Here is a 22,925-nt window from a genome sequence, read left to right on the forward strand (position 1 = left end):
CGTAAAGATTTTTCTCTTTCTTCTAAGTTGGCACTTTTTTCTGAAAGTTCTTTATACAAACGCTCGGTTTGTTTTAATAAATTTTGTGCTTGTGTGGCTTTAGTTTCTTGGCGACGACGTTGCGCTTCTAGTCCAGCAATTACCTGGTTGACTTCGTCAGTTTCTCCACCAACTTCGGATTTTGCTGCTTCAATGACTTCTGCTTTTAATCCTAGACGACTAGCGATCGCCAAAGCATTAGAACGTCCGGGGATACCCCACAATAAGCGATATGTGGGAGAAAGGGTGGTGTCATTAAATTCTACCGAAGCATTTTCAAACCTTTCATCTTGGTATTTCAGTGCTTTCAGTTCCCCAAAGTGAGTTGTCGCCATTGTTAATTGAGCATTATCTGCCAAATAACGCAGTAAAGCAATTGCTAAACCACTACCTTCAACTGGATCGGTCCCAGCACCTACTTCATCGAGGAGGATTAGGGATTGGGGATTAGGGATTGGGGATTGGGAAAATAATTCTTCTTCTCCTGTCTCCTGTGTAGAGGGGACATATTGCTTCTCAACTCCTGTCTCCTGTCTCCTGTCTCCTGTCTCCTGCTCGCTGTAAGCGCGGTCTGTCCTGTCTCCTGTCTCCCGTCTCCTGTTTCCTAAAGCTTCCAGTATTCGACTAATTCGGCGAATATGTCCAGAAAAAGTTGACAAGCTTTGCTCCAAGGACTGTTCGTCACCAATATCTGCCAAAATTTGGTCAAACCATGGAATTTCGACTGGTTCGCGAGCTGGGATAAACAAACCCACTTTTGCCATTAATGCTGCTAATCCGAGGGTTTTAAGAGTAACAGTTTTACCGCCTGTATTAGGTCCAGTAATAGTGACTACGCGAATTTGTGAATTAATCAGCAAGTCAACCGGTACTACCTCATGTCCCTGTTCGTGATGTTGTTGCCATACTAGTAGGGGATGGCGCAACTGGCGCAGAGTAATAGTTTCCTCTTCTTGACGCTGAATAAATCTTGGTGGGTTAGCTTTAAGCCACAAACTGTAACGCGCCCTGGCTAAGGCTAAATCTAAAAAAACAGCAATTACCAACAATTTTTCTAAATCTGGCGTAACTTCCGCCACTTGTTCCGTTAATTTCCTACGAATTGCTTCTTCTTCTATTTTCTCTCTCTTGAGCAATTGTCGCAGTTGATTGCCCATTGACACGATAGAGTTTGGCTCTACATACAGGGTCGCACCACTGGTCGAAGTGTCGTGAACAATCCCCGGAATAGCATCTTTTTGGGGAGCTTTTACCGGAATAACATAGCGATCACCACGTTGGGTAATTAACTGTTCCTGGAGTGCTCCTCCCTTAACCTGAATAATATTATTTAATTTCTGAGTAATTTGCCCGCGTACTTGCTTCAGAGAAATACGAATGTCCCCGAGCTTCTGGCTCGCACGATCTGCAACATTTCCCCGTTCATCAATACAACGGTGAATTTCTTGCTCTAATTCAGGGTAAGTACGCAAATCAGCAACTAATTCGTTGAGAACTTCTAAATCCGAATGACTGTCTATTACGCGGCGCAAGCTTCTCATGCCGAAAAGCGTTGTGGCGATCGCCAAAAGCTCTTCACCATTCAAAACTCCTTTTAAATTTGCCCTTTCCAAGGAATCACCAATATCTTTGACTCCCTCAAAGCACAATCCGCCATTCAAACGGCTATCGAGTTCGTAAATTTCTTTGGTTTGCGCTAGCAAATACTCACTTTCTTCTTGTTTGGTGGGTATGCTCAAATTTAGCGCAGCAGATAGCCCCAGCTTTGTCGTCGCAAAGGTAGACAAATGCTGGCATAGGCGGGACCAGTCTAGTAGTTCTAGTGTTTCAGATTGGATCAAGGTTCGAAAGTCTAATCTGAAGTTATGTTAACAATATTAGCGGTTTTTGGATTTATTTGTTATGCCTAACCCAGTTTTATTTTTCCCAAGCATAACTACAAGTGTTCAGTTCAAGTGTCTGAATACTCTCTCAATCTTCAAGTTTTTGACAAAATTTGACTTTTGCTTCTCCGTGAAGAAGGTAAATGTTTTTATTAATAATATTTTTCATATAAGCGATCAATGTGTTGCAAACAACCAAATAAAAACAAATAGAAAACTAAATCAACAATTAAGTAAATATTATTAATAATACCAAAATATAGATTCCATCGGCGATAATTACGAAACTTTTTATTTGTTGATTATTATGCTCTAGGGCTTTAACAACTCTAAATAAACCAAAATATAGCTAAGTATTAGCTCGTATTATTTGAAACTTTTTGTCCAAATAAATTATTTTCTGGCAAATCATTGCTTAAAAAAAACGCTCATAACACCTCCACAATTTGATACCCTAGCTTAAACAGATTTGGGAAGATAGGAAAGCGTGGACATTCAAATAGGGCGGGGAAAAATGGCTCGCAGGGCTTACGGGATTGATGAAATTGCTTTAGTCCCGGGTAATAGAACCCTCGATCCGAGTTTGACTGATACTAAATGGCGTATTGGCAATATTGAAAGAGAAATTCCAATCATTGCTAGTGCGATGGATAGTGTGGTGGATGTATCAATGGCTGTACGTCTTTCACAGTTGGGAGCATTAGGGGTGCTCAACTTGGAAGGAATTCAAACTCGTTATGCCGAACCAAAATCAATTTTAGAACGCATAGCTTCAGTAGGTAAAGATGAATTTGTTCCCCTGATGCAGGAGTTATATGCTGAACCGATTAAACCAGAACTGATCGAGTTGCGAATTTCAGAAATCAAGCAACAAGGTGGAATCGCCGCAGTCAGTTTAACGCCAGCAGGTGCCAGTAAATTTGGCGACACTGTGGCAAAAGCTCAAGCTGATATGGTTTTTGTCCAAGCCACAGTAGTTTCAACTGCTCACCTGTCACCAGAGTCAGTTTTACCCCTAGACTTGGCAGAATTTTGTCAAAAGATGCCCATGCCTGTAGTGTTGGGTAACTGCGTGACCTATGAAGTCAGCTTAAATTTGATGAAAGCAGGAGCCGCAGCCATATTAGTCGGAATCGGTCCTGGAGCCGCTTGTACCTCTCGTGGTGTGTTGGGTGTGGGAATACCCCAAGCAACCGCTGTTGCAGACTGTGCTGCAGCAAGAGATGATTTCTATCAAGAAACAGGCTCATACGTACCTGTTATTGCCGATGGCGGACTCATTACCGGTGGTGACATTTGTAAGTGCATAGCCTGTGGAGCAGATGGCGTAATGATTGGTTCGCCCTTTGCTCGAACAGCTCAAGCTCCAGGAAATGGTTATCACTGGGGAATGGCAACTCCTTCTCCTATTTTACCTAGAGGTACGCGAATTCAAGTTGGTAACACCGGTACATTAGAGCAAATTCTGACTGGTCCTGCAGGACTAGATGACGGCACCCACAATCTTTTGGGAGCATTAAAAACTAGTATGAGTACCTTAGGGGCTAAAAATATTAAAGAAATGCAACAAGTTGAAGTTGTGATTGCTCCTTCTTTACTCACAGAAGGAAAACTATATCAAAAAGCTCAACGTTTGGGCATGGGTAAATAGATACCAACTCCAATTTCTTAAAGAAATTTTTCCACGTCGTTAAACTATGACTGGAAAAATCTCATATGTCGCCTACAATAGAGATAGCGGAGACGCATGTTTCCGTTCACTCCTCACACCACACTCCGCCCGAACTACTGTTCGGGCGGTTCCTTATATAGGTTTCTTATATAGGTTTCTTATATAAATATCTAATATAAATATTTAATATCAAAACAGAATAACCACAAACTCAAAAAGTCGCAAGAAAAAGATACTAAGAAAAAAAAACCTTTGCAGATTTTTAATCAAAAGTTATAAATAAAATCTGAAACTCTATGCAAATGTATCTGCTCCACTCCGAAGCAGGGGTTTTTGCTATGGTAGAATTTCACCAAAATCAAACACATTTCTAAGGCAAAGGTTTGTAGCCATGTCAGCAGCCGCACAAGTTACCGATTCTACTTTTAAACAGGAAGTATTAGACAGCGATGTTCCTGTTCTCGTCGATTTTTGGGCTCCCTGGTGCGGTCCATGCCGGATGGTAGCCCCTGTAGTAGATGAAATATCTTCCCAGTATGAAGGTCAACTCAAAGTGGTGAAAGTCAATACAGACGAAAATCCTAATGTTGCTAGTCAATATGGTATTCGTAGCATTCCCACTTTGATGATTTTTAAAGGTGGACAAAAAGTTGATATGGTAGTCGGTGCCGTTCCGAAAACTACATTAGCTAACACTTTGGAAAAATATCTTTAATAAGCATTAAAAGCTTAAAACTCTTAAACCAAGAGTCATCTATCTACTTTCAACTGTGTTAATATTTGTAAAAATTAATAGAGAGGCTTATGATTATGCCTCTCTACACAGCTTTTTTTAGTTTCAAATTCGTTCTTTATGATATTACCTGTAAATTTATGTTACTTGTAAATTTGTTTCGCTTGTAAATTTATAATGATGAGAATTAAATGATGAGAGCATCTTTTATGAAGTAATAGGCAATATATTTTTTGTTAATTTCCTAATCTTGATAAGCAAATTTTGTATTTAAGTATTTTTCAATAAATTTATGTCTCAAAAAAATTTATGTCTCAAAAAAAATATTGCTCAAAATGATTTTTCTGAAAATGATTTTTCTGAAAATAAACTTTTTAATATTTTTTTAATAAATGTTTTAATAATTTTTTCTAATATTTTTCAAATAGCTTAATTTACAAGAATCCTTATTACGCAAATACGCATATAGGAAATATTTGTGTCACAAGTTTGCGAAGTTATATTGATAAAAACTGTTTAAACAAGAATAATATTTATTTGAAAGGTATATTTAATAAATATTCCTAATAAATATCCCTAATAAATATTCTTATTTTTTTTGAATATTTTTTCTCAGATATTTTTAATGCTGTGAATTATTTATATTTGCAAATAATTATTTTAGTTAGTAAAAATTTTTGGTTTAAAATGTTATTCTTATTGTCTTAAAAATCAATTTTATTGGTTTGACTCAATTTGAGTCAAAAATGGAGTTTGGATCCTTACTCCCCAGAATAAATTTGATTTTTCATAAAAAGGCAGCCTCAGGTATTCTCATGTGTTAACTGTGGTTGTAGTTAGCGATACTAATGCCATATCCCATTGTATGGCGTCGGTGTCAAACTTCTGACTTCCCTTACGCCTAGTTTGAGGTTCAGGATATCTATAAAGGTAATCGCTATAAATCAGTTTGTTCCATAAAGTGATACTTGATATTACAAAAGTAAAAGACCTAAATGAAAATCTGCAAAATCGTAAAAGTCACATTCAAACTTAGGTAAGTCAAGAAGTGAGACAAAATCTTAAAGCAGTAAGCTAAAACCAAGCTAAAAAATGGAATTACCAGTTCAATCATCATATAATTCATCACACAATACTTTTAAATAGACCTGAGTATTTGGAGAAGCAAAAATATTGAAACTCTTATCCATTTTTTCAAGATGTCGGTTCTATAATCATCAAAAGGTACTGTGGAACACACGGAAACCATTTGCCTCTGAAAGATATGGCGCAGAGGATTGTAGAGATTTATGAGTGATGATTTGTAATTAATCAGTTTGGAATCATAAGCTTGGAATCATGAATTTAGACCCTTAAATTTGGAACCTTAAATTTGGAACCTTAAATTTAGAATTACAAATCACTCGTTACTCATTTTTTACTGGTTGCTCAAATCATTAAATTTATGGTTTGAGTCAAACAGTATTTAGTTAATTAACACCATATAGTTGTCTAAAGTGTAACGCCTCATTAGCTATATTTATCATGAGTTCACCTACCTCTTCCAATACATTAGATTCTTTTCAAGTGGATATCGTTCAATTGATTGAACGTTTACCAAGCTTGAAGCATCGGCAATTTATCAAACAAGCACTTACAACCATAGTGAATTTATCTGAAAGTAATATCGATCGCCTCGATTGGAAAATACTTTCAGCAGCTCTCATAGATATGGAGCAAGGTTTTGAACTATTTCATGCTTATAGACACGTTCGTAAGGTGACAGTTTTTGGTTCTGCTCGTCTTGGGTCAAACACACCTGAATACCGTATGGCGACAGAATTCGCCCGTCGTGTCTCCCAACTGGGTTTTATGGTCATGACTGGTGGTGGTAGTGGAATTATGCAAGCAGGTAACGAAGGAGCAGGAAGAGAAAAATCCTTTGGCTTGAACATTCAACTACCCTTCGAACAGGAAGCAAACCCCGTGATTGAGGGTGACCCCAAACTAATCCACTTCAAATATTTCTTTACCCGTAAGTTATTTCTTCTCAAAGAAAGTGATGCTGTGGCGTTGTTTGCAGGTGGTTTTGGTACTCAGGATGAAGCTTTTGAGTGTATGACACTGAGTCAAACAGGTAAGTTTGGTCCTGTACCTGTAGTTTTCATTGACCATCCTGGAGGTGATTACTGGCATTCTTGGAGTGAATACGTCAACAAGCAACTAGTCGCAAAAGGTCTTGTCAGTCCTGAGGATCCTTGTCTTTACACCGTAACAGATAACTTAGAAGTTGCCTGCAACGCCATTACTAATTTTTATCGGGTATACCACTCTAGTCGCTATGTAGACGAAAAATTAGTCATTCGTCTTCGAGTTGACTTATCAGAAACTGAGGTTGAGCAACTAAACACAGAATTCAGCGATATCCTTGTCAAAGGACGCATTGAAAAAAGTCAAGCCTTAGCGAAAGAAGGACAAGATGAAACTTTTGAGCTACCTCGTCTGATACTACACTTCAACCAACGGGATTTAGGACGTTTGTACCAAATGATTGCAAGCATCAATCAAATGGGCATTCCTTCTGTAGAAGATGCAGCACATCCAGAACGAAAGTAAATTTTCTATCAGTATTTTTAATTCTTCAAAAGAGTGATAACTTGGAATATCAGGAAAAATAAATTCCACAATACTCTGAGCAGAAAATTTTTATGATTTGTAGTAAAGCTATATTCTAAGAATATATTTATGTTAAGGAGCGCTTTAACACAAATTTTGGCACCAATTAGTGTCTCTTGTGAATATCCTTTTAGACATAGTCTAACTACAAATCATGCAAGGTTGACATGGCGAAGAGATGATGATACTTTACCCTACAAAATTCAAGTAGTTTTTGATACTTATTATCGCCTTTGGACGCACTGCGTGTATGACTAAAGTCACGCTACCGCTAACAGCTTGCTGCGTGCAAACGACGGAAGGAAGAAGGAAGTCCTAGTGAAAATTTTTTTTCATCGGGACTTCCTTCGTTTATCTGTCTATTTTTAATTGCTAAACCGAAGTTCAACGCTTAAACAGATAATTAGTTCGCCATTGCTCAAGATTTTCTATTGTTACTGATTTAGTCACAACATTGACTCCATTACCACGCCAACTGACTTCTGAATCTGTGGTAAATACTCCACACTCTAGTTGGTCACTTTGAATATTCCAATACTCACTAAAACGCTTTTTGAGGGTAATGACCTGATCAAATACTTTATTTCTGTGTTTGTTTCTTCTTTTTCTTTCCGTCGCTCCCGTCGCTTCAGTATCTATAAATTTAGTTTCAATGATAAATAATTTATGATTTGACGTTAGATAAACAAAATCACACTTTCCTAAATCAGTGTAGTCCGCAATTGGTGATTTCTCGAATAGTAATAATTCAGAACAAGAAGGAAATATATCTTGGATATTCAAGAATAAGTAGGCTTGTAAGAGAAGTTCTTTATCGTATGGAAAACCTACAACCCCTTCAAAAAATCTCTGAATATCTTTCTGAGATTGGGGTTGAATTATTTTACAGTACGCCACAAAATTATTAGTTTCATCGGCGGTCATTAAGTATTTACTCCTCTGCCTAATTACCCATAATGTCTATGGCATAAAACTATACCATTTTCTGTATACAGGTATCATCCGCAGAAGTAACCAAACAAACAATAAATTATTTTTTGTGTAAGTAAATAAACTGATGACTATACCAACATTCACATACAGAATAATTAAAATCGTAAAAATTAAAACATTTTCACAGGAATCCTATTTGACCTTTGAAAACATCTAAGTATAATTTCTGTTTGATTTAGTAGTCAGCACATTGGTGCCTTGGGAAAATATTTTATTGTTGCATTCTGCTAAGTCTGTAAGTTTAGTTATAGCTATACTCAGCAATACTTGTGACCGGCAATACCTTGGGTACCCTGAGTTAGAGCCCTAGCTACACTAACACGAGGTGGGATTACTGCATTTAGCATAATTTATTTCTAAGAATGTGGGTTTTTGTATCGCTTGATTCTAGTAGCTTCAGTGTATTAATTTTCTTTTGTATGAATACTGTGTAGTCTAATAAAAAAAATTAGTTAGTAGTTAAATTCTTTACATAAGCTGAGAATCGAGCATTTTGGAGCGCTTGAACTGCAGTTCTCCAATCTTCTACCCAAAACTGCTTACCGAAGCGAACTAGTTGACGATGATTTCCCGCCCTAATTACTCCAATGACGGGGACTTTAGCACTTTCTCTATCTCTAGAATTTTGGGTTAAAACGTTACGCAGACGGTCTTGTTCTTCAATCGCACTTGCTTGTGAAGGACTAAGTTCGACCATGACCATTTGCACTTGTTCCACTGGTTCAGCATCTTCGACTATCAGTTGACTTTGGTCATCCCGTTTATCGATTTTGCCCCAAATAATGAGTCTGGTATCAACTTGGAGTAAATTGCTAACTCGTTCATAAGTCCTAGGAAAAACGACAGCTTCAGATTGTGATGTTAAATCTTCAATTTGTAAGATAGCCATTGGATCGCCCTTCTTAGTTATTACTTTTTTGACGTTATTTAGCATCACAACAGCGCAAATATTACTTCCTTCACTTTTTTCTCCTAATTGGGACAGGTTAATTGGAGCAAGTATTAGTGCTGATTCGCGGACTGATTTTAATGGATGATCTGAAACGTAAAAACCCAATAAATCTTTTTCTTTACGTAACTTTTCTTGGGGTGGTAAATCGGAAACAGGTTTGGCTTTGGGAGCAGAATCAAAGACGGCGTTTGTATTATTTGTCGTATTACCTATCGTATTACCGCTAGAAAATCCCCCACCTAATAAATCAAACAAATTACCTTGACCTGTAGCTCGATCTCTCGCTCGCGATTGCGCCCAATCATATACCAATTCCAGATCGTGGACTAATTGATTGCGATTGGAATTTATTTTGTCAAAAGCTCCACAATTAATTAATGCTTCCAGGGTACGGCGATTCACAGAACTCAAATCTACGCGATCGCAAAAATTAGCCAAGGATTTAAAATCACCTTCTTTATCTCTAGCAACCAAAATTGAAGCGATCGCATTTTGTCCCACATGGCGTACTGCTGACAAACCGAATAAAATTTTCTCATCCAAGGGAGTAAAATCTACTCGCGAACGGTTGATATCTGGTGCTTCGATCTGAATACCCATGTTTAAACAGGTAGAGATATATTTTTGCACCTTATCTGTATCGTTGCTGTTAGCGGTTAATAACGCCGCCATATACTCCAAAGGATAATTTGCTTTGAGGTAGGCAGTCTGATAAGTTACGTACCCGTATGCAGTCGAGTGGGATTTATTAAAACAGTTAGAAGCAACTAAACCATTTTTAATTAAAAAATTATGATCTTTCTCAACACCGATATCGTAAACATTTTGCGATGACACAGACCTTCTTGTAATTACTTTTACCATTTTTTGGTTCTCTAAAATAAATATGTCAAACTGATTTAATTGCGATCGCTGAGGGAATAGAGAAAAGAATAGAGAAGTCAGAAGTCAGAAATCAGGAATTAAGAGTAAAAATTACCAATTACCAATTACCAATTACCAATTACTCATTACTCATTACTCATTACCCCCATTACCCTTTAAATTATCTGTATGTTATTCCAAGCGATGCCTGCCAGATAAAAATAAATATTAATTTAAAGTCGTCACAGGCAAAAAATTTTATTTAGCTGAATTTAATGGATCGCAGGATATCAAGCTGTACTAAAATCAATCACTTGAGTCACAAAGAGAGCAATCATGGTATCCATCCGCAAGTTGCACGAACAACTAGTAAAAAAAGAACGTTCTGCAGTTGAAATCACTCAAGAAACATTAGATAGAATTCAAGCTGTAGAACCCAACGTCAATAGCTTTTTACATATCACAGCCGATAAAGCTTTAAAACAAGCGCAACAGGTAGATGCCAAAATCGCTGCTGGGGAAGAAATCGGAATGTTAGCCGGTATCCCCATAGCTATTAAGGACAACATGTGTACCAAGGGAATTACCACTACCTGTGGTTCTAAAATTCTCGAAAACTTTGTTCCCCCTTACGAATCTACCGTAACCCAGAAACTAGCAGACGCTGGAGCGGTACTAGTAGGAAAAACTAATTTAGATGAGTTCGCAATGGGTAGTTCTACGGAAAACTCTGCCTATAAACTCACAAATAACCCTTGGGATGTATCGCGAGTTCCTGGTGGTTCTTCTGGAGGTTCTGCAGCAGCAGTTGCAGCAGGAGAATGTACTGTTTCTCTTGGCTCTGATACTGGTGGTTCCATTCGCCAACCAGCGTCTTTTTGCGGCGTAATTGGAATGAAACCCACCTATGGATTAGTTTCCCGTTATGGTTTAGTAGCTTATGCTTCTTCCCTAGACCAAATTGGTCCTTTTTCTCGCAACGTAGAAGATAGCGCTATATTATTGAGTCATATCGCTGGTTACGATCCCAAAGATTCCACTAGCCTCAAGGTTGATATCCCCGATTATGCCGCTAATTTTAAACCAGACCTCAAACGTCGAGGACAAGTCAGAATCGGTGTCATCAAAGAAACCTTTGGTGAAGGTATAGATTCACAGGTCGAAAAAGCTGTAACTAAAGCAATTGAACAATTGCAAAATTTAGGTGCAGAAATTCATGTCATTTCCTGTCCCAATTTCCGTTACGGGATCGCCAGCTATTACATCATTGCACCTTCAGAAGCATCGGCGAACCTCGCCCGTTACGATGGTGTTAAGTACGGTCTACGGTACGAAGAAGCCGAAAGTCTAATATCAATGTATAACCGCACCCGCGCCCATGGTTTTGGACAGGAAGTGAAGCGCCGAATTATGATTGGTACCTATACTCTTTCGGCTGGCTATTATGATGCTTATTACTTAAAAGCACAGAAATTCCGCACCTTAATTAAAGAAGATTTTGAAAAGGCATTTCGTCAAGTTGATGTTTTGGTTTGTCCTACAGTTCCCATGACAGCTTTTAAAGCGGGAGAAAAGGACGATCCATTAAGTATGTATCTAACCGATTTAATGACCATTCCTGTAAACCTTGCTGGGTTACCGGGGATCAGTATTCCTTGTGGATTTGACGATAATGGTTTACCTGTTGGATTACAAATGATTGGTAAAGTTCTTGGTGAAGAACAATTATTCCAAATCGCTTATGCTTACGAGCAATCTACAGATTGGCATTTGCGTATGCCAAAAATTTGAGTAACTGATTAGTATTAGCGATTACTCATCGACAAATCTCAATCACCAACTGATAGTGTTTGGGGAGGTGCGGACACAGTATCGTTTACTCCTTCAGGCTTAAATGTTATTTGTTTGACTTCTCCCTTTGCACCCATTGCTTCTGGTTCGCTATCGTCTTTAGAAATGAATACAACTGCTGCATCTCCTGCACGTACGGTCAATTCTTCTTTTGCTGTCCAGCTTTTATTTTGACCTTTTTCCATAAATCCATTAACTACAGTTTTGTCATCTACTGTTACTTCCATCCACGATCTACCTGTAAGTTTAAGGCTAACTTGTACTGTTGATTTCGCTGCTGGTTTCTGAGACCCTGTTGCTTTAAGCTTAGGTTGTGAGTTTGATATTGAGTTTGATATTGATTCTTTTGACGTTGTTTTTTGCGAGCTAACTGATAGCGAACTTTGGTTCTGAGCAGTTGATTCTACTTGTGGTCGGGGTCTGAGCACAAAAAATAATCCAAAGGATGCTGAAACTATTAAAAAAATATAAAACAATGATAGAAATGGTAAATTAAAACTAGTTTTTAGTTGTGTAGTTTCAATATTTTCTTTAGGTTCCTCTTTTTGGAATATATCACTAAACATCTCGGCTAAAGCCTTACCGTCAAGACCAACCGCATCACCATAACGATATACAAATCCTCGGACATAAATAGTTTCAGGTAATTCTTCAAACTTTCCATCTTCCAAGGCTTGCAAATATATTATTCGGATACGTGTATGGAGTGCGAGTTCTTCAAGGCGAATTGATTTTTCCTCACGCGCTTGCTTTAAAGTGGCACCTATTTCTTTAAATTTTTGCTCTTGGGTCTCATTCTGTACCTTCACAGTATCTCCTGATATCCATGTAATAAGACTAATAGGGAATCTACTTAAACTAAAGTAAATAATAAGACTTGTGTATTAAAGTGATTACAAAATTTTATCCGACTATTCATTTCTAGTTTAAAGTCATTAAAACTTTCTTTGCAAGAGATTAATAATGTATATATAAATACTATAAGATGTCAAAAATAAGCAGAGTTCTTTGATTAAATATCTATTAAAACTACCAATATGGGTGATTTTGTCTTCCGTAATTGCCTACATTTTTTCTTGCATTTTCCTGTTTTTTTATCAGCCCCGATTAATATTTTTTCCTTCTGCGAATTTAGAAAAAACTCCACTATATTTTAATATCCCTTACCAAGATGTTTGGTTGCCTGTAGAGGTTCCCAATAAAAAATCTCAACTCATTCACGCTTGGTGGATGAAAGCAGATAAGCCAAGTAATAAAGTATTGCTTTATCTGCATGGTAATGGCCTAAATATTGGCGCTAATATTAATCGTGCAAACTTTTTTCGAGAACTGGGATTTTCGGTACTGCTGATTGATTATCGTGGTTATGGTCGCAGTCAGGGAAGTTTCCCTAGGGAAGCACAAGTTTATCAAGATGCTGTTGCTGCGTGGGATTACTTACATAATAAGCAAAAAATTCCATCTGAGCAAATTTTTATTTACGGACATTCTTTAGGAGGAGCGATCGCGGTAGATTTAGCAGCAAAAAAATCAGGTGCGGCTGGATTGATAGTTGAAAGTTCCTTTACTTCCATTCGAGACATGGTTGCTCTGAAGAAAATGTTCTCTATTTTTCCGGTAGATTTGATTTTGACACAGCGTTTTGAATCTAGTAAAAAATTATCAAACTTAAAAATGCCGGTATTATTTATCCACGGTCTTAATGATTCGACGGTACCAGCTTTTATGAGCCAGAATTTATACACTTTAGCTCCTGAGCAGAAAAAGCTTGTTACGATCCCAAATGCAGGTCATAACGATGTTGCAGAAGTTGCGCCCCATGAGTATAAACAAGCGGTGCTTTCGCTAGTTGAAATGTCTAAGTTTGCTGCAACGAATTAAGAATTCTCTATTATTTACTCTGCGATCGCAATATCTCTAAATTTGCAATCTATGTGCGCACTAAACCTTGCTCTTTGATGCAGGGATTTAGCTATTAAGTTGCTAGTTATAAGCAAAACTTGTTAGATCCCCCTAAATACCCCTTGAAAAGGGGGACTTTGATTTATTGTTTGATTTTAAGACTATCCTAAATTCCCCTTGAAAAGCAATACGGTTCAGTTAAGTAAGGTTTTTTAGTGATAATTTTGGGCGTGTAGAGACGCGCCAGAGGCTAACGCCGACGCCGCAGGCTCTGGCGCGTCTCTACCAACCGATTTAGTCTTATCTGAACCGTATTGCCTTGAAAAGGTGAACTTTGACTATTTCTATTATCGGCTGGGGGAGATCGGAACTCAGTTTGAGAAGATAACACGCCTCAGCACATATTTAAGTTTCGTCACAAAAATTAAAATAATTATTTAGGAACCCAAAACCAACTTTGGATCGTCTTGTTACATTTATTGTGCAAACATAACTTCGGTAATTACGATTTAAAGACTAAGAAAACTGTAACTAATAATCCGGAAAACTTATTTCACTCCAGAAAAAATTACACAGATACAGTTATAGCCTATCTTAGTTTAAAAATCACAATGACATCTGTATACACCTTAACTCTCTCTGGAAACTCGACCATTGAAATTTCCCAGGATGAATTACGTTCCATCCTAGGCGACATTGAAACTGAGTTGCATCGTTCCAAGGTATATCGTTGTGCTTTAACCAACACACAAAAGTTATTGGGTTCTTCTGCAGAACAAGCCAAAGTATTATTTAAAGCCGTGGGAAGGGAAGCTATTGGCTTAGCATTTAGACAATTTATACAACAGCACCAAAAGGTAATCGCTGTAAAGCAAGAAACAAGCAATGAAATCTCCAATAGTGAGATTCCAAGTAACGAGATGTCAAGTCACGAAATCTCAGATAACAAAATCTCAAGTAATGAGATTTCAAGTAATCAGATTTCAAGTAATCAGATTTCAAGTATTGAGCCAGCAACCAATTCTCAGAATGCAGATACTACAAGTGAGCCAGTAGCATCTGAATCCCAAACTCCTACAGATCTATCAAATTACTTAACTAGTGCTAGACCACAACCCACCTTAACTGCTAAAAGTAAGAATGCAGATAAAGTGAAGAAATCTCGATATGCTAACGCAGCTAAAAACTCTAGTAATCCGTTAATGAATTTGCTCAATTCAAATAAGAAAGCTTCCTTAGCTCAACTAGAACAGCAAATGCTGCAGCATCGGAAGAAAATTTTACTTGAAATCGGTCAACAACTTAAGGAAGCCCGAGAATTAAGACATCTTTCTCTGGAACAACTCAATACTTACACCCACGTTCCAGTCCACAAGATGGAAGCTGTAGAAAACGGTCAGTGGGAATTATTACCAGAAGATGTATTTGTCCGTGGTTTTATCCGAGTGATGGGTAATGCTTTAGGAATGAATGGTACTGCTTTGGCTGCTTCTATACCCCTTGCAGATCCAAAAACTCAATCTGTCTTGCCTTCTTGGTATGAAGATCCTAACAGTAGTACTGACTGGACATTACAGATTCGTCCAATTCACTTGTATGTCGGTTATACGGCGTTTGTTGCTGGAGCGATCGGGGGATTACACTTTGTGTCTCAGCAAGCTGAAGCAAATAAATTATTAATCAATAGCAATCCTAATACATCTTCTATTAGCCAAAAACAGCAAGACAAGGAACCTATTACTAAGCCAGGATTACAGTCGAATGTTTCTGGAATTGTAGTTGGTTCTGATATTGCACCACCTGAAGCAATGTAGATAGTGGTCATTTAACAGCTAACAGTTATCAATTAGCAGTTAATAACTTATTAGCGATCGCTGTATGATTTACATTAAGTCTTTAGAGGTTAAAGTTGAAAGTTAGGCGATTTAGAGTTATTTGGATACAGCAATACATAATTAGGTTAAGACATTACTTTTGACTTTTAACTTTCGACTTTTGACTTTTGAATCCCACTCCCTTCTGTAGAGTAACTAGATGTTTCTCGCCTCGTGTAAATATTTAACTTTCGACCTATTCACATTTTGAATTAGGGAAGTTTGATTTATTTTTATTACTCAGTACTAATCTATTAGTTTTAACCTCACGGAATTATTTTGCGTTATTTAACTGTACAGATGTAGAGACGCGACATGTCGCGTCTCTACAAAAGAAATTTAGGCTTATCTGTTCACGTAGTGCGGATAACCGCATTGCTCTATAATAAATTCTTGGGTAGACACAGCATCACATAAGATAATTTCACATCATTAGCTATATTCTTTTCTAACAGGATATCTACTTGACTAAATAAAGTTGCCTAATATAATCCTAAAAAGGATCCCTGAAAGCAGCAGAGTAATTTATATGGCAACAACATCAAATATTGAAGTTACTATTTCCTTGTCTGAACCTGATTTGGATGATGATAAATTACAAGCAGAAGCTGAAAATTTGTTACCACAAATCAGAGAAGTAGATGGAATAGAAGAAGCAAATTTAGTTACATTAGAAGAAGCCCCTACAGGTTCTAAAGCTGTCGAAGGTTTTTCTGTGGGACAGTTGATAGCATTAGTAAATCTAAAGAATGTTGGATCTTTATTTAGCTTTTTGGGTGGCTTGGGTCACAAACCAATTAAAGTGGTGATAAAAAAAGGGTGCGGCTCTTTTGAAAGTACGGTATACTTTAGGAGAGGAAAAGTGATAAGCATCTCAGAGTAATATTTAGAGTCAAAAATCACTTATTACAGACGTGCTTAAAAAGTAAATTTCAGTTGGGAAACATCCAGGCATATGCGAGCATCTACCTCAAATGAAGACATGTTTTTTGTAGAAGCACGGGAACTATTTGAAGAAATAGTGGATTGGCTAGGTTCAGATAGTGTTTTTGGCTTAGAACATGGGGAATTAGAGAGTAAATTGCTTGAGAACGGGTACGAACTATTAAGACGGCTATTACAAGGTTATTTTGACAGACGAAGTGATGACGAGATAGAAGGTGAATGCTCAGGCAGCGACGAGGCTAAGAGAACTCATAAGAAAAGATTTAGAAGGAAGCTAACAACAATATTTGGCACGGTAATAGCAAGTCGAATCGGTTATGGGGGAAGAAAGATAAGTTCTCTCAACCCACTGGATGCAGAATTAAACTTACCAGTAGAACAATACTCCCACGGAGTGAGGCAGCGAGTAGCACAAGAAGTGGCTCGTTCGGGATTTGGTGAAACAGTAGAAATTATCTCCAAAACAACGGCAGCAAAGGTTGGTAAGCGTCAAGTAGAAGAATTGGCACATAAAAGCGCTTGTGACTTTGAGGAATTTTATCGTCAGCGTGAGACACAACCACAAACGCAGGATAGGGGAGAAATTGTAGTCATCAGTGTTGATGGTAAGGGTGTTATCATGCGTACAGAAGATTTACGTATCCAAACCAAAAAAAGAGCACTTACTTCTAGCAAAAAATTAAATAAACGCATAACTAAGGGGGAAAAGCGCAATTCAAAGCGGATGGCGACAGTGGCTTGTGTTTATACAATCAACCCCTTTGTTCGCACACCTGAACAGATCGTCAATACAGAAGAATCAGAACAAAAAATTAAACGTCCTAAACCAATAGGTAAACGTGTTTGGGCAAGTTTAGTTCAACAGCCACAGCAAGTTATCTCTGAAGCATTTGATGAAGCATTGCAGCGTGACCCAAATCAACAAAAGCATTTTTGTGCTTTGGTTGATGGTAATAAGACACAATTATCCCTGTTGAAGAAATTTGCTCGCAAACACAATCTCAAATTAACCATTGTCCTTGATATTATTCATGTGATCGAGTACCTGTGGAAGGCTGCATTTGTCTTCCATGAAGATACCAGTAAAGAAGCAGAGGATTGGGTAAGTAAACGTTTACTTCTTATCCTTGAAGGTAAATCCAGTCTAGTTGCTGCCGGCATGCGTCGTAGCGCTACAAAGCTCAAATTTAATCCATTACGACGCAAGCCAGTAGATACTTGTGCCAGATACTTACTCAATAATGCCCCTTACCTCAAATACGATCGCTACCTAAAAGCAGGTCTACCCATTGCCACTGGTATTATTGAAGGCGCTTGTCGTCATCTAATCAAAGACCGGATGGATATCACTGGAGCTAGATGGAGTTTAAAAGGTGCCGAAGCTGTATTACGTCTTCGCTCCCTTTATATTAGCGGTGATTGGTATGAATATTGGCGTTTTCACTTAAAACAAGAGCATAAACGTAACCACCTGGTTTTGTATAAAGATGGCATTCCTTTGATGAAAAGATTAATTCAAGCTCACTGCTCTATTAGTTCTCCTCCCCCTCTCCCAATACCTATCTGAGGCTCATATCGTCTTCCTAAAAGAGCCGCACCCTAATTTTTATTGTGAAGTTCTTTAAATTGGTAAATAACCGTGCTGTACGCAACCCCAAAACTGTCCAGCACGCCAAGAGAACTCCCCTAAAAGTTTGGTCAAACTAGTTTTATCTCGGACTCTTAACACAAACCATACAGGAAACATAATTGCCGTTTTCAGCAATGTCGTCCAATATATAAGCTGCGGCATTCCCATTGGTCGATGTTTCTTGTAAAGTAACGCCTCATAACAACCAGTTGACCAAGCACGACGACATGTAGCTAATATGGTTTCGCGAAATCGAAAATGGATTAAAGCTTTTTCTATCTCATTAATTTTTGCACCCGCTTCCTGCAATCTCCAAGCATAATCAACATCTTCAAGCCTGAGAAGTGTTTCGTCAAAACCGCCGATTCCTTCATGCAGTTTTCGTTTGACGCCAAAATTATTACCACTTACCAACGGTAGATACGGATGGTCGAAAAATACACCATCACCTCCTTCAGAACCATATACTTCCACTAACCAAGCTGGGTTAAGCTTCCAGTGCTCGTTTCTACCACCGACATAATCATATTTTTCCAGCCCTTCCCCCATCGCAGCGACCCAACCAGAAGAAACCACATCATCAGCATCACAAAAGGCTAGGGATTCACTGGTGGCATTTTTTGCTCCAACATTGCGAGCATGTGCAGCCCCTGATTTATCAGAAGCGTCAACTACCCGAAGGTGGGGCATTTTTTTTTGATACTCTTCAACCACTGCAAGTGTATTATCTGTCGAAGCATTATCTGCAACGATTATTTCCCAAGGCTCAGACCATTCTTGGTTCGCGAAGGCATCTAATTGCATGCCAATGGTATCACCTGCGTTGTATGAAGGTATAATTACACTTAACTTCATAAGTATTACCACTAGAATTGATTACAAATTAATTTATATTAGGTTCTACGCTGTAATTTATACTCTGACTAATGAATATATTTTACTTCAATCATCAAATTATTGTATTTTAGAAGACTTTAAACTTGATGTGTGAAAAACAAATCGATTTAGATAATGATTTTGTAATGCGATCGCTCTGATATAGTGACTTAACCGTCCTTGCAACGATTTGGAGCAATCCTGAAGTAATCAAGCTGTCGTGCTAAAAATCCACAACAACAAGGCATTAGCGCCTAGTAGGTATTGCGTGTCCGTAGGACATAAGTCAAAGTCCCCCTTCCCAAGGGGGATTTAGGGGGATCAACCGTAAATAAGGAATAGACCTCTCCGGAAATTAAATATGTATAACCCAAAATCTTTGTAGAGACGTAGCATGCTACGTCTCTACATTCTTTTCCGGAGATGTCTAATGAAAATTTAATAATCAGATGAATCGAGAAAAATATGACAGCGATTCATTTGAGGATCAACCGCCAATAAGGAATGAAAAATTTAATAACCTGTAATTCTGGGATTTGGAATGGTGCGTTACGCGATGCTAACAGCACCCTACTTTTGTACTTTATTTAATCCACATTCCTAAGTCGTTTGAAAACATGTCCTAAGGAATAAAAATTCTATATATAGCACTACGAAGCTACGCTGGGACATGTACTAACCCTAAAAGCCATATATATTAAGCTTATGTCCTACGGACACGCTATGCTAATGACTTTTGACTTTTGACTTATGTCCTACGGACACGCTTTGCTAATGACTTGTGCGTAGCGCTATATTCCCAATCGCCAGTTCCCAGTAGCTAATCCCCAACCCTAACACCTTCGCAACTGAGCCAAGTTCACCACAATTTCATCAATTGCTTGACGTACAACTCTTATTGGTTGTTCGGTTTGATTCACCATAATACTGAAAACTACCGGCTCATAATTTGGAGAATTTACATACCCTGCTAAGCTAACAACGCCAGTCATAGTGCCAGTTTTGGCAATCACAATACCTTCAGCTGCTGTATCGCGCAAACGATATTTAAAAGTGCCAGTTTTACCAGCAATAGGTAAAGAATTAAAGTAAACTTTAGCAAATGGCGATCGTGCAACTCCCTGTAACAGTTGCACTAAAGCTTGGGGACTAATCAAATTTTTTCGCGATAACCCAGAACCATCATCTAATTTATATGTTGTCGGATCTACTCCAATTTGAGTTAAAGCTGTTTGCAAAACCTCCAAACCTGCATTGACCGTAGTTTGATTTTCTTTTAGTGGTGCTTTTACAGCCAAAGTTCGCACTAATGCTTCTGCAAACAAGTTATTACTATTAATATTGATTTCTTTAATTAATTCAGATAACGGTGCAGACTCAACAGCAGCAATTTCTTCCCCTTTGATTTCTCCAGCTTTGATATTTCTAGCTTTGATATCATCCGTTACTGTAGATGTCCGACCAAGAGAAATTCTTTCTAGAAGTAAATGTTGACGGAAATGTCGGACAAAATGTTCTATTGGGTCAAAAACTGCGATCGCTGTAATATCAGGTTGGGAATTTACAGCTAATTGTCCTTGAATATTTAAGGTTTGTCCTTTAGTATCGCGGTTAATTGTAATATATTTTTTTTCACCTTCTTCAACTGTAACCGTATTATTTACTACTCGCCATCGATATCCTTCACTGGGTTGCTCCCACCTCGGAAGCAAGGTTTCGCCTTCTTTCTGGGGAAATAACCTTAAAATTGAAGCATTTTCATTCAAAATAAAGCTACTAACAGGTGCGCCATAGTAAAAGGGTATATCTTCCCACATCCAACTCCCGGGAATAACTTCACCTTTAAAATGGGTATCGTCAGCAATTAAATTGTTAATGCGGGTAACACCTTTTTGTCGTAATTGTTTTGCAAGGGTTATTAACTGCTCGTCCTTTAAACTCGGATCTCCCCTACCAACAACCCGCAAAGTTCCATTACCTTCATCATATATAGAAGTACGAATGCGATAATACTTACCAAGTTGTTGTAATGCAGCTGCTGTAGTTAAAAGTTTAGTAACGGAAGCGGGGGTAAAGTATTTCTCAGCATCTTGACTGTAGAGAGTTTGGGGAGATGAAGCTTTTAGATCGAGATTCTGTACTAAAATTCCCCAGTGAGTGCGATTGAATAAGGGTTTATTAATAACTGCATTAATTTTTGATGGTAACTGGGCTGGACAAATTTTTCTGCTAGAGGTTTTCTGGATTACAGGTGATTCTAACTGTGCGATCGCTGTTTGGGGCTTAATCCCTAAGTTAATACTAAGAATAAATAGTAATAGGCTAATTGAGATTTTTTTTGACATTATATGGTTTATGTAGTCATTTCTACTTGAATGTTTTACATTAAACCACTTCTCTCGTTTACAAAGAAAAATTTTCCCAGTCGCTCAATTTAATATCTTAATTGTCCAAAGTCGAAAAATATTCCTGAAGATTGACCCTGCGTTGGCGCAATTTTTTCAATGCTTGTTTCTCAAGTCTAGATGCAGAATCTCGGCTTATATTTAACGATTCACCAATTTTGGCTAAAGTTAAAGGTTTACCACCTTTGAGTCCAAAACGTAAATAAATTACCTGTCGCTGCTGGGGTGTCAGGTCGTTCATCAATTGCTCTAAATCAGTTTTTAGAAAAGACTGGGTTACATACTCCTCAGGAGAAATTCTCGTATCTTTTAATAGATTGCTTAACTCAGTGTTTTCGTTATCTCTGAGACGGGTATCCAAACGCATTATTCTACGCGCTCCTTCTAGATACTCACGAATTTTTTCAGTTTTCAAACCAACTTCAGCAGATAATTCTGCAATGGTTGCATTCCGTCCTAACTTTTGAGCAAGACGACGCTGTGCTTTTTTGATTTTGCTAAGTTTTTCAGTCAAATGAACTGGTAAACGGACAGCACGACCTTGATTAGCGATCGCCCTTATTACAGCTTGTCTAATCCACCAGTAAGCATAGGTGGAGAAGCGATAACCTTGGGTTGGATCGAACTTTTCCACACCCCTTTGTAAACCAATAGTCCCTTCCTGAATTAAATCCAAGATTTCGACATTAGATTTGAAGTATTTTTTTGCAATTGAAACCACTAAGCGCAGATTTCCTTCCACCATTTTGCGCTTAGCAGTTTGTCCTTGTTTAATTACTAATTGCAAATCTGCAATGGATAAATTAGCTTTTTGCGCCCATTCAGCTAGACTGGGCTCGCGACCCATATCTTCTGACAGAGATTTTTTCAAGTTCTGTAGGGCTATCAAACGTTGTACCTTTTTACCGTAGAGGATTTCTTGTTCGTGGGTTAGAAGCGGAAAAGATCCAATTTCCTTTAAATAAGTACCAATTAAATCGGTATTAGCTGTAGCAGTTTTCATGACACTGAATAATGAAGTCGCAGGAAGTATAACAAGTGTGCATTTGTAACCACTTGCTTCAAATAAGGTTGGGTAATAAAAAATGAATATTGCGTACAAAAACCCAAGTGATCGCTTAAACAAGCAGGATCGGATTATCTCTGTGGGTACTCTTATGCAACAACTGTATATTAGAAATCTTAACAGAATACATAAATTTATGTAAACTTAATTCATAAATATCTAATTTCGTAAATAGCCTGATAATACACATCTTTCAGAGCTAAGAAATAGGAATATTCATAAAACTGAAACTCCTACTCAATAAAATATTTAAACACTTCTATCTGTGGTATTAATTCTGATTGAATCGAAATTATTGCAGAAAGTATTAATACTCATACGGTTATTACACCTGCTCGGTTAACAGAGAGGAGTATACAATTTTATTAACAAAGTTTACAAAAGTTCATAAAACAGGTTTTATTAAATTCAAAATCATTACACTCGAAATCACAGAAATACTTAGCTTTACATATTAGATGAAGCTTTAAAAGTATTTTTTCTTACCAAAAGTCATTATTGAGATCTCCAAATCCTCGCAACAAGGTGGCAAAAGTCCCCCAACACAGTGGGGGATTTAGGGGGATCCAAGATATTTTAAGTAAA

At 37.8% G+C, this 22,925-nt stretch carries 15 protein-coding genes; 8 read left to right on the forward strand and 7 right to left on the reverse strand.

Annotation, left to right across the window (positions count from 1 at the left end; all coding sequences use genetic code 11):
* On the reverse strand, positions 1 to 1,880 hold a 1,880-nt coding region (locus QNJ50_RS23290), incomplete at its 3' end, for an endonuclease MutS2 (protein ID WP_300640228.1).
* A gap of 529 nt (positions 1,881 to 2,409) precedes the next feature.
* Between QNJ50_RS23290 and QNJ50_RS23295 the strand changes: the two genes are divergently transcribed.
* From QNJ50_RS23295 to QNJ50_RS23305, 3 genes are all read left to right on the forward strand, one after another.
* The gene (locus QNJ50_RS23295) at positions 2,410 to 3,573 is read left to right on the forward strand and encodes a GuaB3 family IMP dehydrogenase-related protein (RefSeq protein ID WP_300640231.1); all 1,164 of its coding nucleotides are present in this window, start codon (positions 2,410 to 2,412) and stop codon (positions 3,571 to 3,573) included.
* A gap of 412 nt (positions 3,574 to 3,985) precedes the next feature.
* Positions 3,986 to 4,309, forward strand: a complete 324-nt coding sequence (trxA, locus tag QNJ50_RS23300) for a thioredoxin (RefSeq protein WP_027846682.1) — start codon at positions 3,986 to 3,988, stop codon at positions 4,307 to 4,309.
* A gap of 1,542 nt (positions 4,310 to 5,851) precedes the next feature.
* Complete coding sequence (locus QNJ50_RS23305) at positions 5,852 to 6,922, forward strand: LOG family protein (RefSeq protein ID WP_300640240.1); 1,071 nt, start codon at positions 5,852 to 5,854, stop codon at positions 6,920 to 6,922.
* A 444-nt stretch (positions 6,923 to 7,366) separates the two neighbouring features.
* On the opposite strand, the gene QNJ50_RS23310 is transcribed toward QNJ50_RS23305, so the two are convergent.
* Together QNJ50_RS23310 and QNJ50_RS23315 are read right to left on the reverse strand one after the other, a co-directional pair.
* On the reverse strand, positions 7,367 to 7,906 hold the full coding sequence (locus QNJ50_RS23310; RefSeq protein WP_300640243.1) for a hypothetical protein: 540 nt from the start codon (positions 7,904 to 7,906) through the stop codon (positions 7,367 to 7,369).
* Positions 7,907 to 8,423: 517 nt separating this feature from the next.
* Positions 8,424 to 9,791, reverse strand: a complete 1,368-nt coding sequence (locus QNJ50_RS23315; protein WP_300640246.1) for an OB-fold nucleic acid binding domain-containing protein — start codon at positions 9,789 to 9,791, stop codon at positions 8,424 to 8,426.
* A 336-nt stretch (positions 9,792 to 10,127) separates the two neighbouring features.
* On the opposite strand from QNJ50_RS23315, the gene gatA reads away from it, so the two are divergent.
* Positions 10,128 to 11,582, forward strand: coding sequence for an Asp-tRNA(Asn)/Glu-tRNA(Gln) amidotransferase subunit GatA (gatA, locus tag QNJ50_RS23320; protein ID WP_300640249.1), 1,455 nt, complete (start codon positions 10,128 to 10,130; stop codon positions 11,580 to 11,582).
* Between the two features lie 38 nt (positions 11,583 to 11,620).
* On the opposite strand, the gene QNJ50_RS23325 is transcribed toward gatA, so the two are convergent.
* Positions 11,621 to 12,451, reverse strand: coding sequence for a RodZ domain-containing protein (locus QNJ50_RS23325; RefSeq protein ID WP_300640252.1), 831 nt, complete (start codon positions 12,449 to 12,451; stop codon positions 11,621 to 11,623).
* 199 nt (positions 12,452 to 12,650) lie between these two features.
* Here QNJ50_RS23325 and QNJ50_RS23330 point away from each other — a divergent pair, with 199 nt between their 5' ends.
* From QNJ50_RS23330 to QNJ50_RS23345, 4 genes are all read left to right on the forward strand, one after another.
* Positions 12,651 to 13,523 (forward strand): alpha/beta fold hydrolase, encoded by an 873-nt coding sequence (locus QNJ50_RS23330; RefSeq protein ID WP_300640255.1) that lies wholly within the window; start codon positions 12,651 to 12,653, stop codon positions 13,521 to 13,523.
* A 632-nt stretch (positions 13,524 to 14,155) separates the two neighbouring features.
* Positions 14,156 to 15,358, forward strand: a complete 1,203-nt coding sequence (locus QNJ50_RS23335; RefSeq protein ID WP_366914321.1) for a helix-turn-helix domain-containing protein — start codon at positions 14,156 to 14,158, stop codon at positions 15,356 to 15,358.
* 589 nt (positions 15,359 to 15,947) lie between these two features.
* Entirely contained in the window at positions 15,948 to 16,301 is a 354-nt protein-coding gene (locus QNJ50_RS23340; RefSeq protein ID WP_300640258.1) for a sugar ABC transporter permease, read from the forward strand.
* Positions 16,302 to 16,347: 46 nt separating this feature from the next.
* Positions 16,348 to 17,930 (forward strand): ISKra4 family transposase gene (locus QNJ50_RS23345; protein ID WP_300640271.1). Its coding sequence is split into 2 segments (ribosomal slippage): positions 16,348 to 16,372 and positions 16,372 to 17,930, totalling 1,584 coding nucleotides; the frame shifts between segments, so codons are not numbered across the junction.
* Between the two features lie 54 nt (positions 17,931 to 17,984).
* On the opposite strand, the gene QNJ50_RS23350 is transcribed toward QNJ50_RS23345, so the two are convergent.
* The 3 genes from QNJ50_RS23350 to QNJ50_RS23360 form a co-directional block, all read right to left on the reverse strand.
* Positions 17,985 to 18,848: a glycosyltransferase gene (locus QNJ50_RS23350; protein ID WP_300640261.1), complete on the reverse strand. Its 864-nt coding sequence runs from the start codon at positions 18,846 to 18,848 to the stop codon at positions 17,985 to 17,987.
* An 854-nt stretch (positions 18,849 to 19,702) separates the two neighbouring features.
* Complete coding sequence (gene dacB / locus QNJ50_RS23355; RefSeq protein ID WP_300640264.1) at positions 19,703 to 21,214, reverse strand: D-alanyl-D-alanine carboxypeptidase/D-alanyl-D-alanine-endopeptidase; 1,512 nt, start codon at positions 21,212 to 21,214, stop codon at positions 19,703 to 19,705.
* 97 nt (positions 21,215 to 21,311) lie between these two features.
* Positions 21,312 to 22,277 carry an RNA polymerase sigma factor, RpoD/SigA family gene (locus QNJ50_RS23360; RefSeq protein WP_300640267.1) on the reverse strand — a complete coding sequence of 322 codons (966 nt, stop codon included), beginning with the start codon at positions 22,275 to 22,277 and terminating at the stop codon, positions 21,312 to 21,314.
* Positions 22,278 to 22,925 lie beyond the last annotated feature (648 nt).

The sequence above is a fragment of the Mastigocoleus sp. MO_188.B34 genome (assembly GCF_030065675.1).
GTDB lineage: Bacteria > Cyanobacteriota > Cyanobacteriia > Cyanobacteriales > Nostocaceae > Mastigocoleus.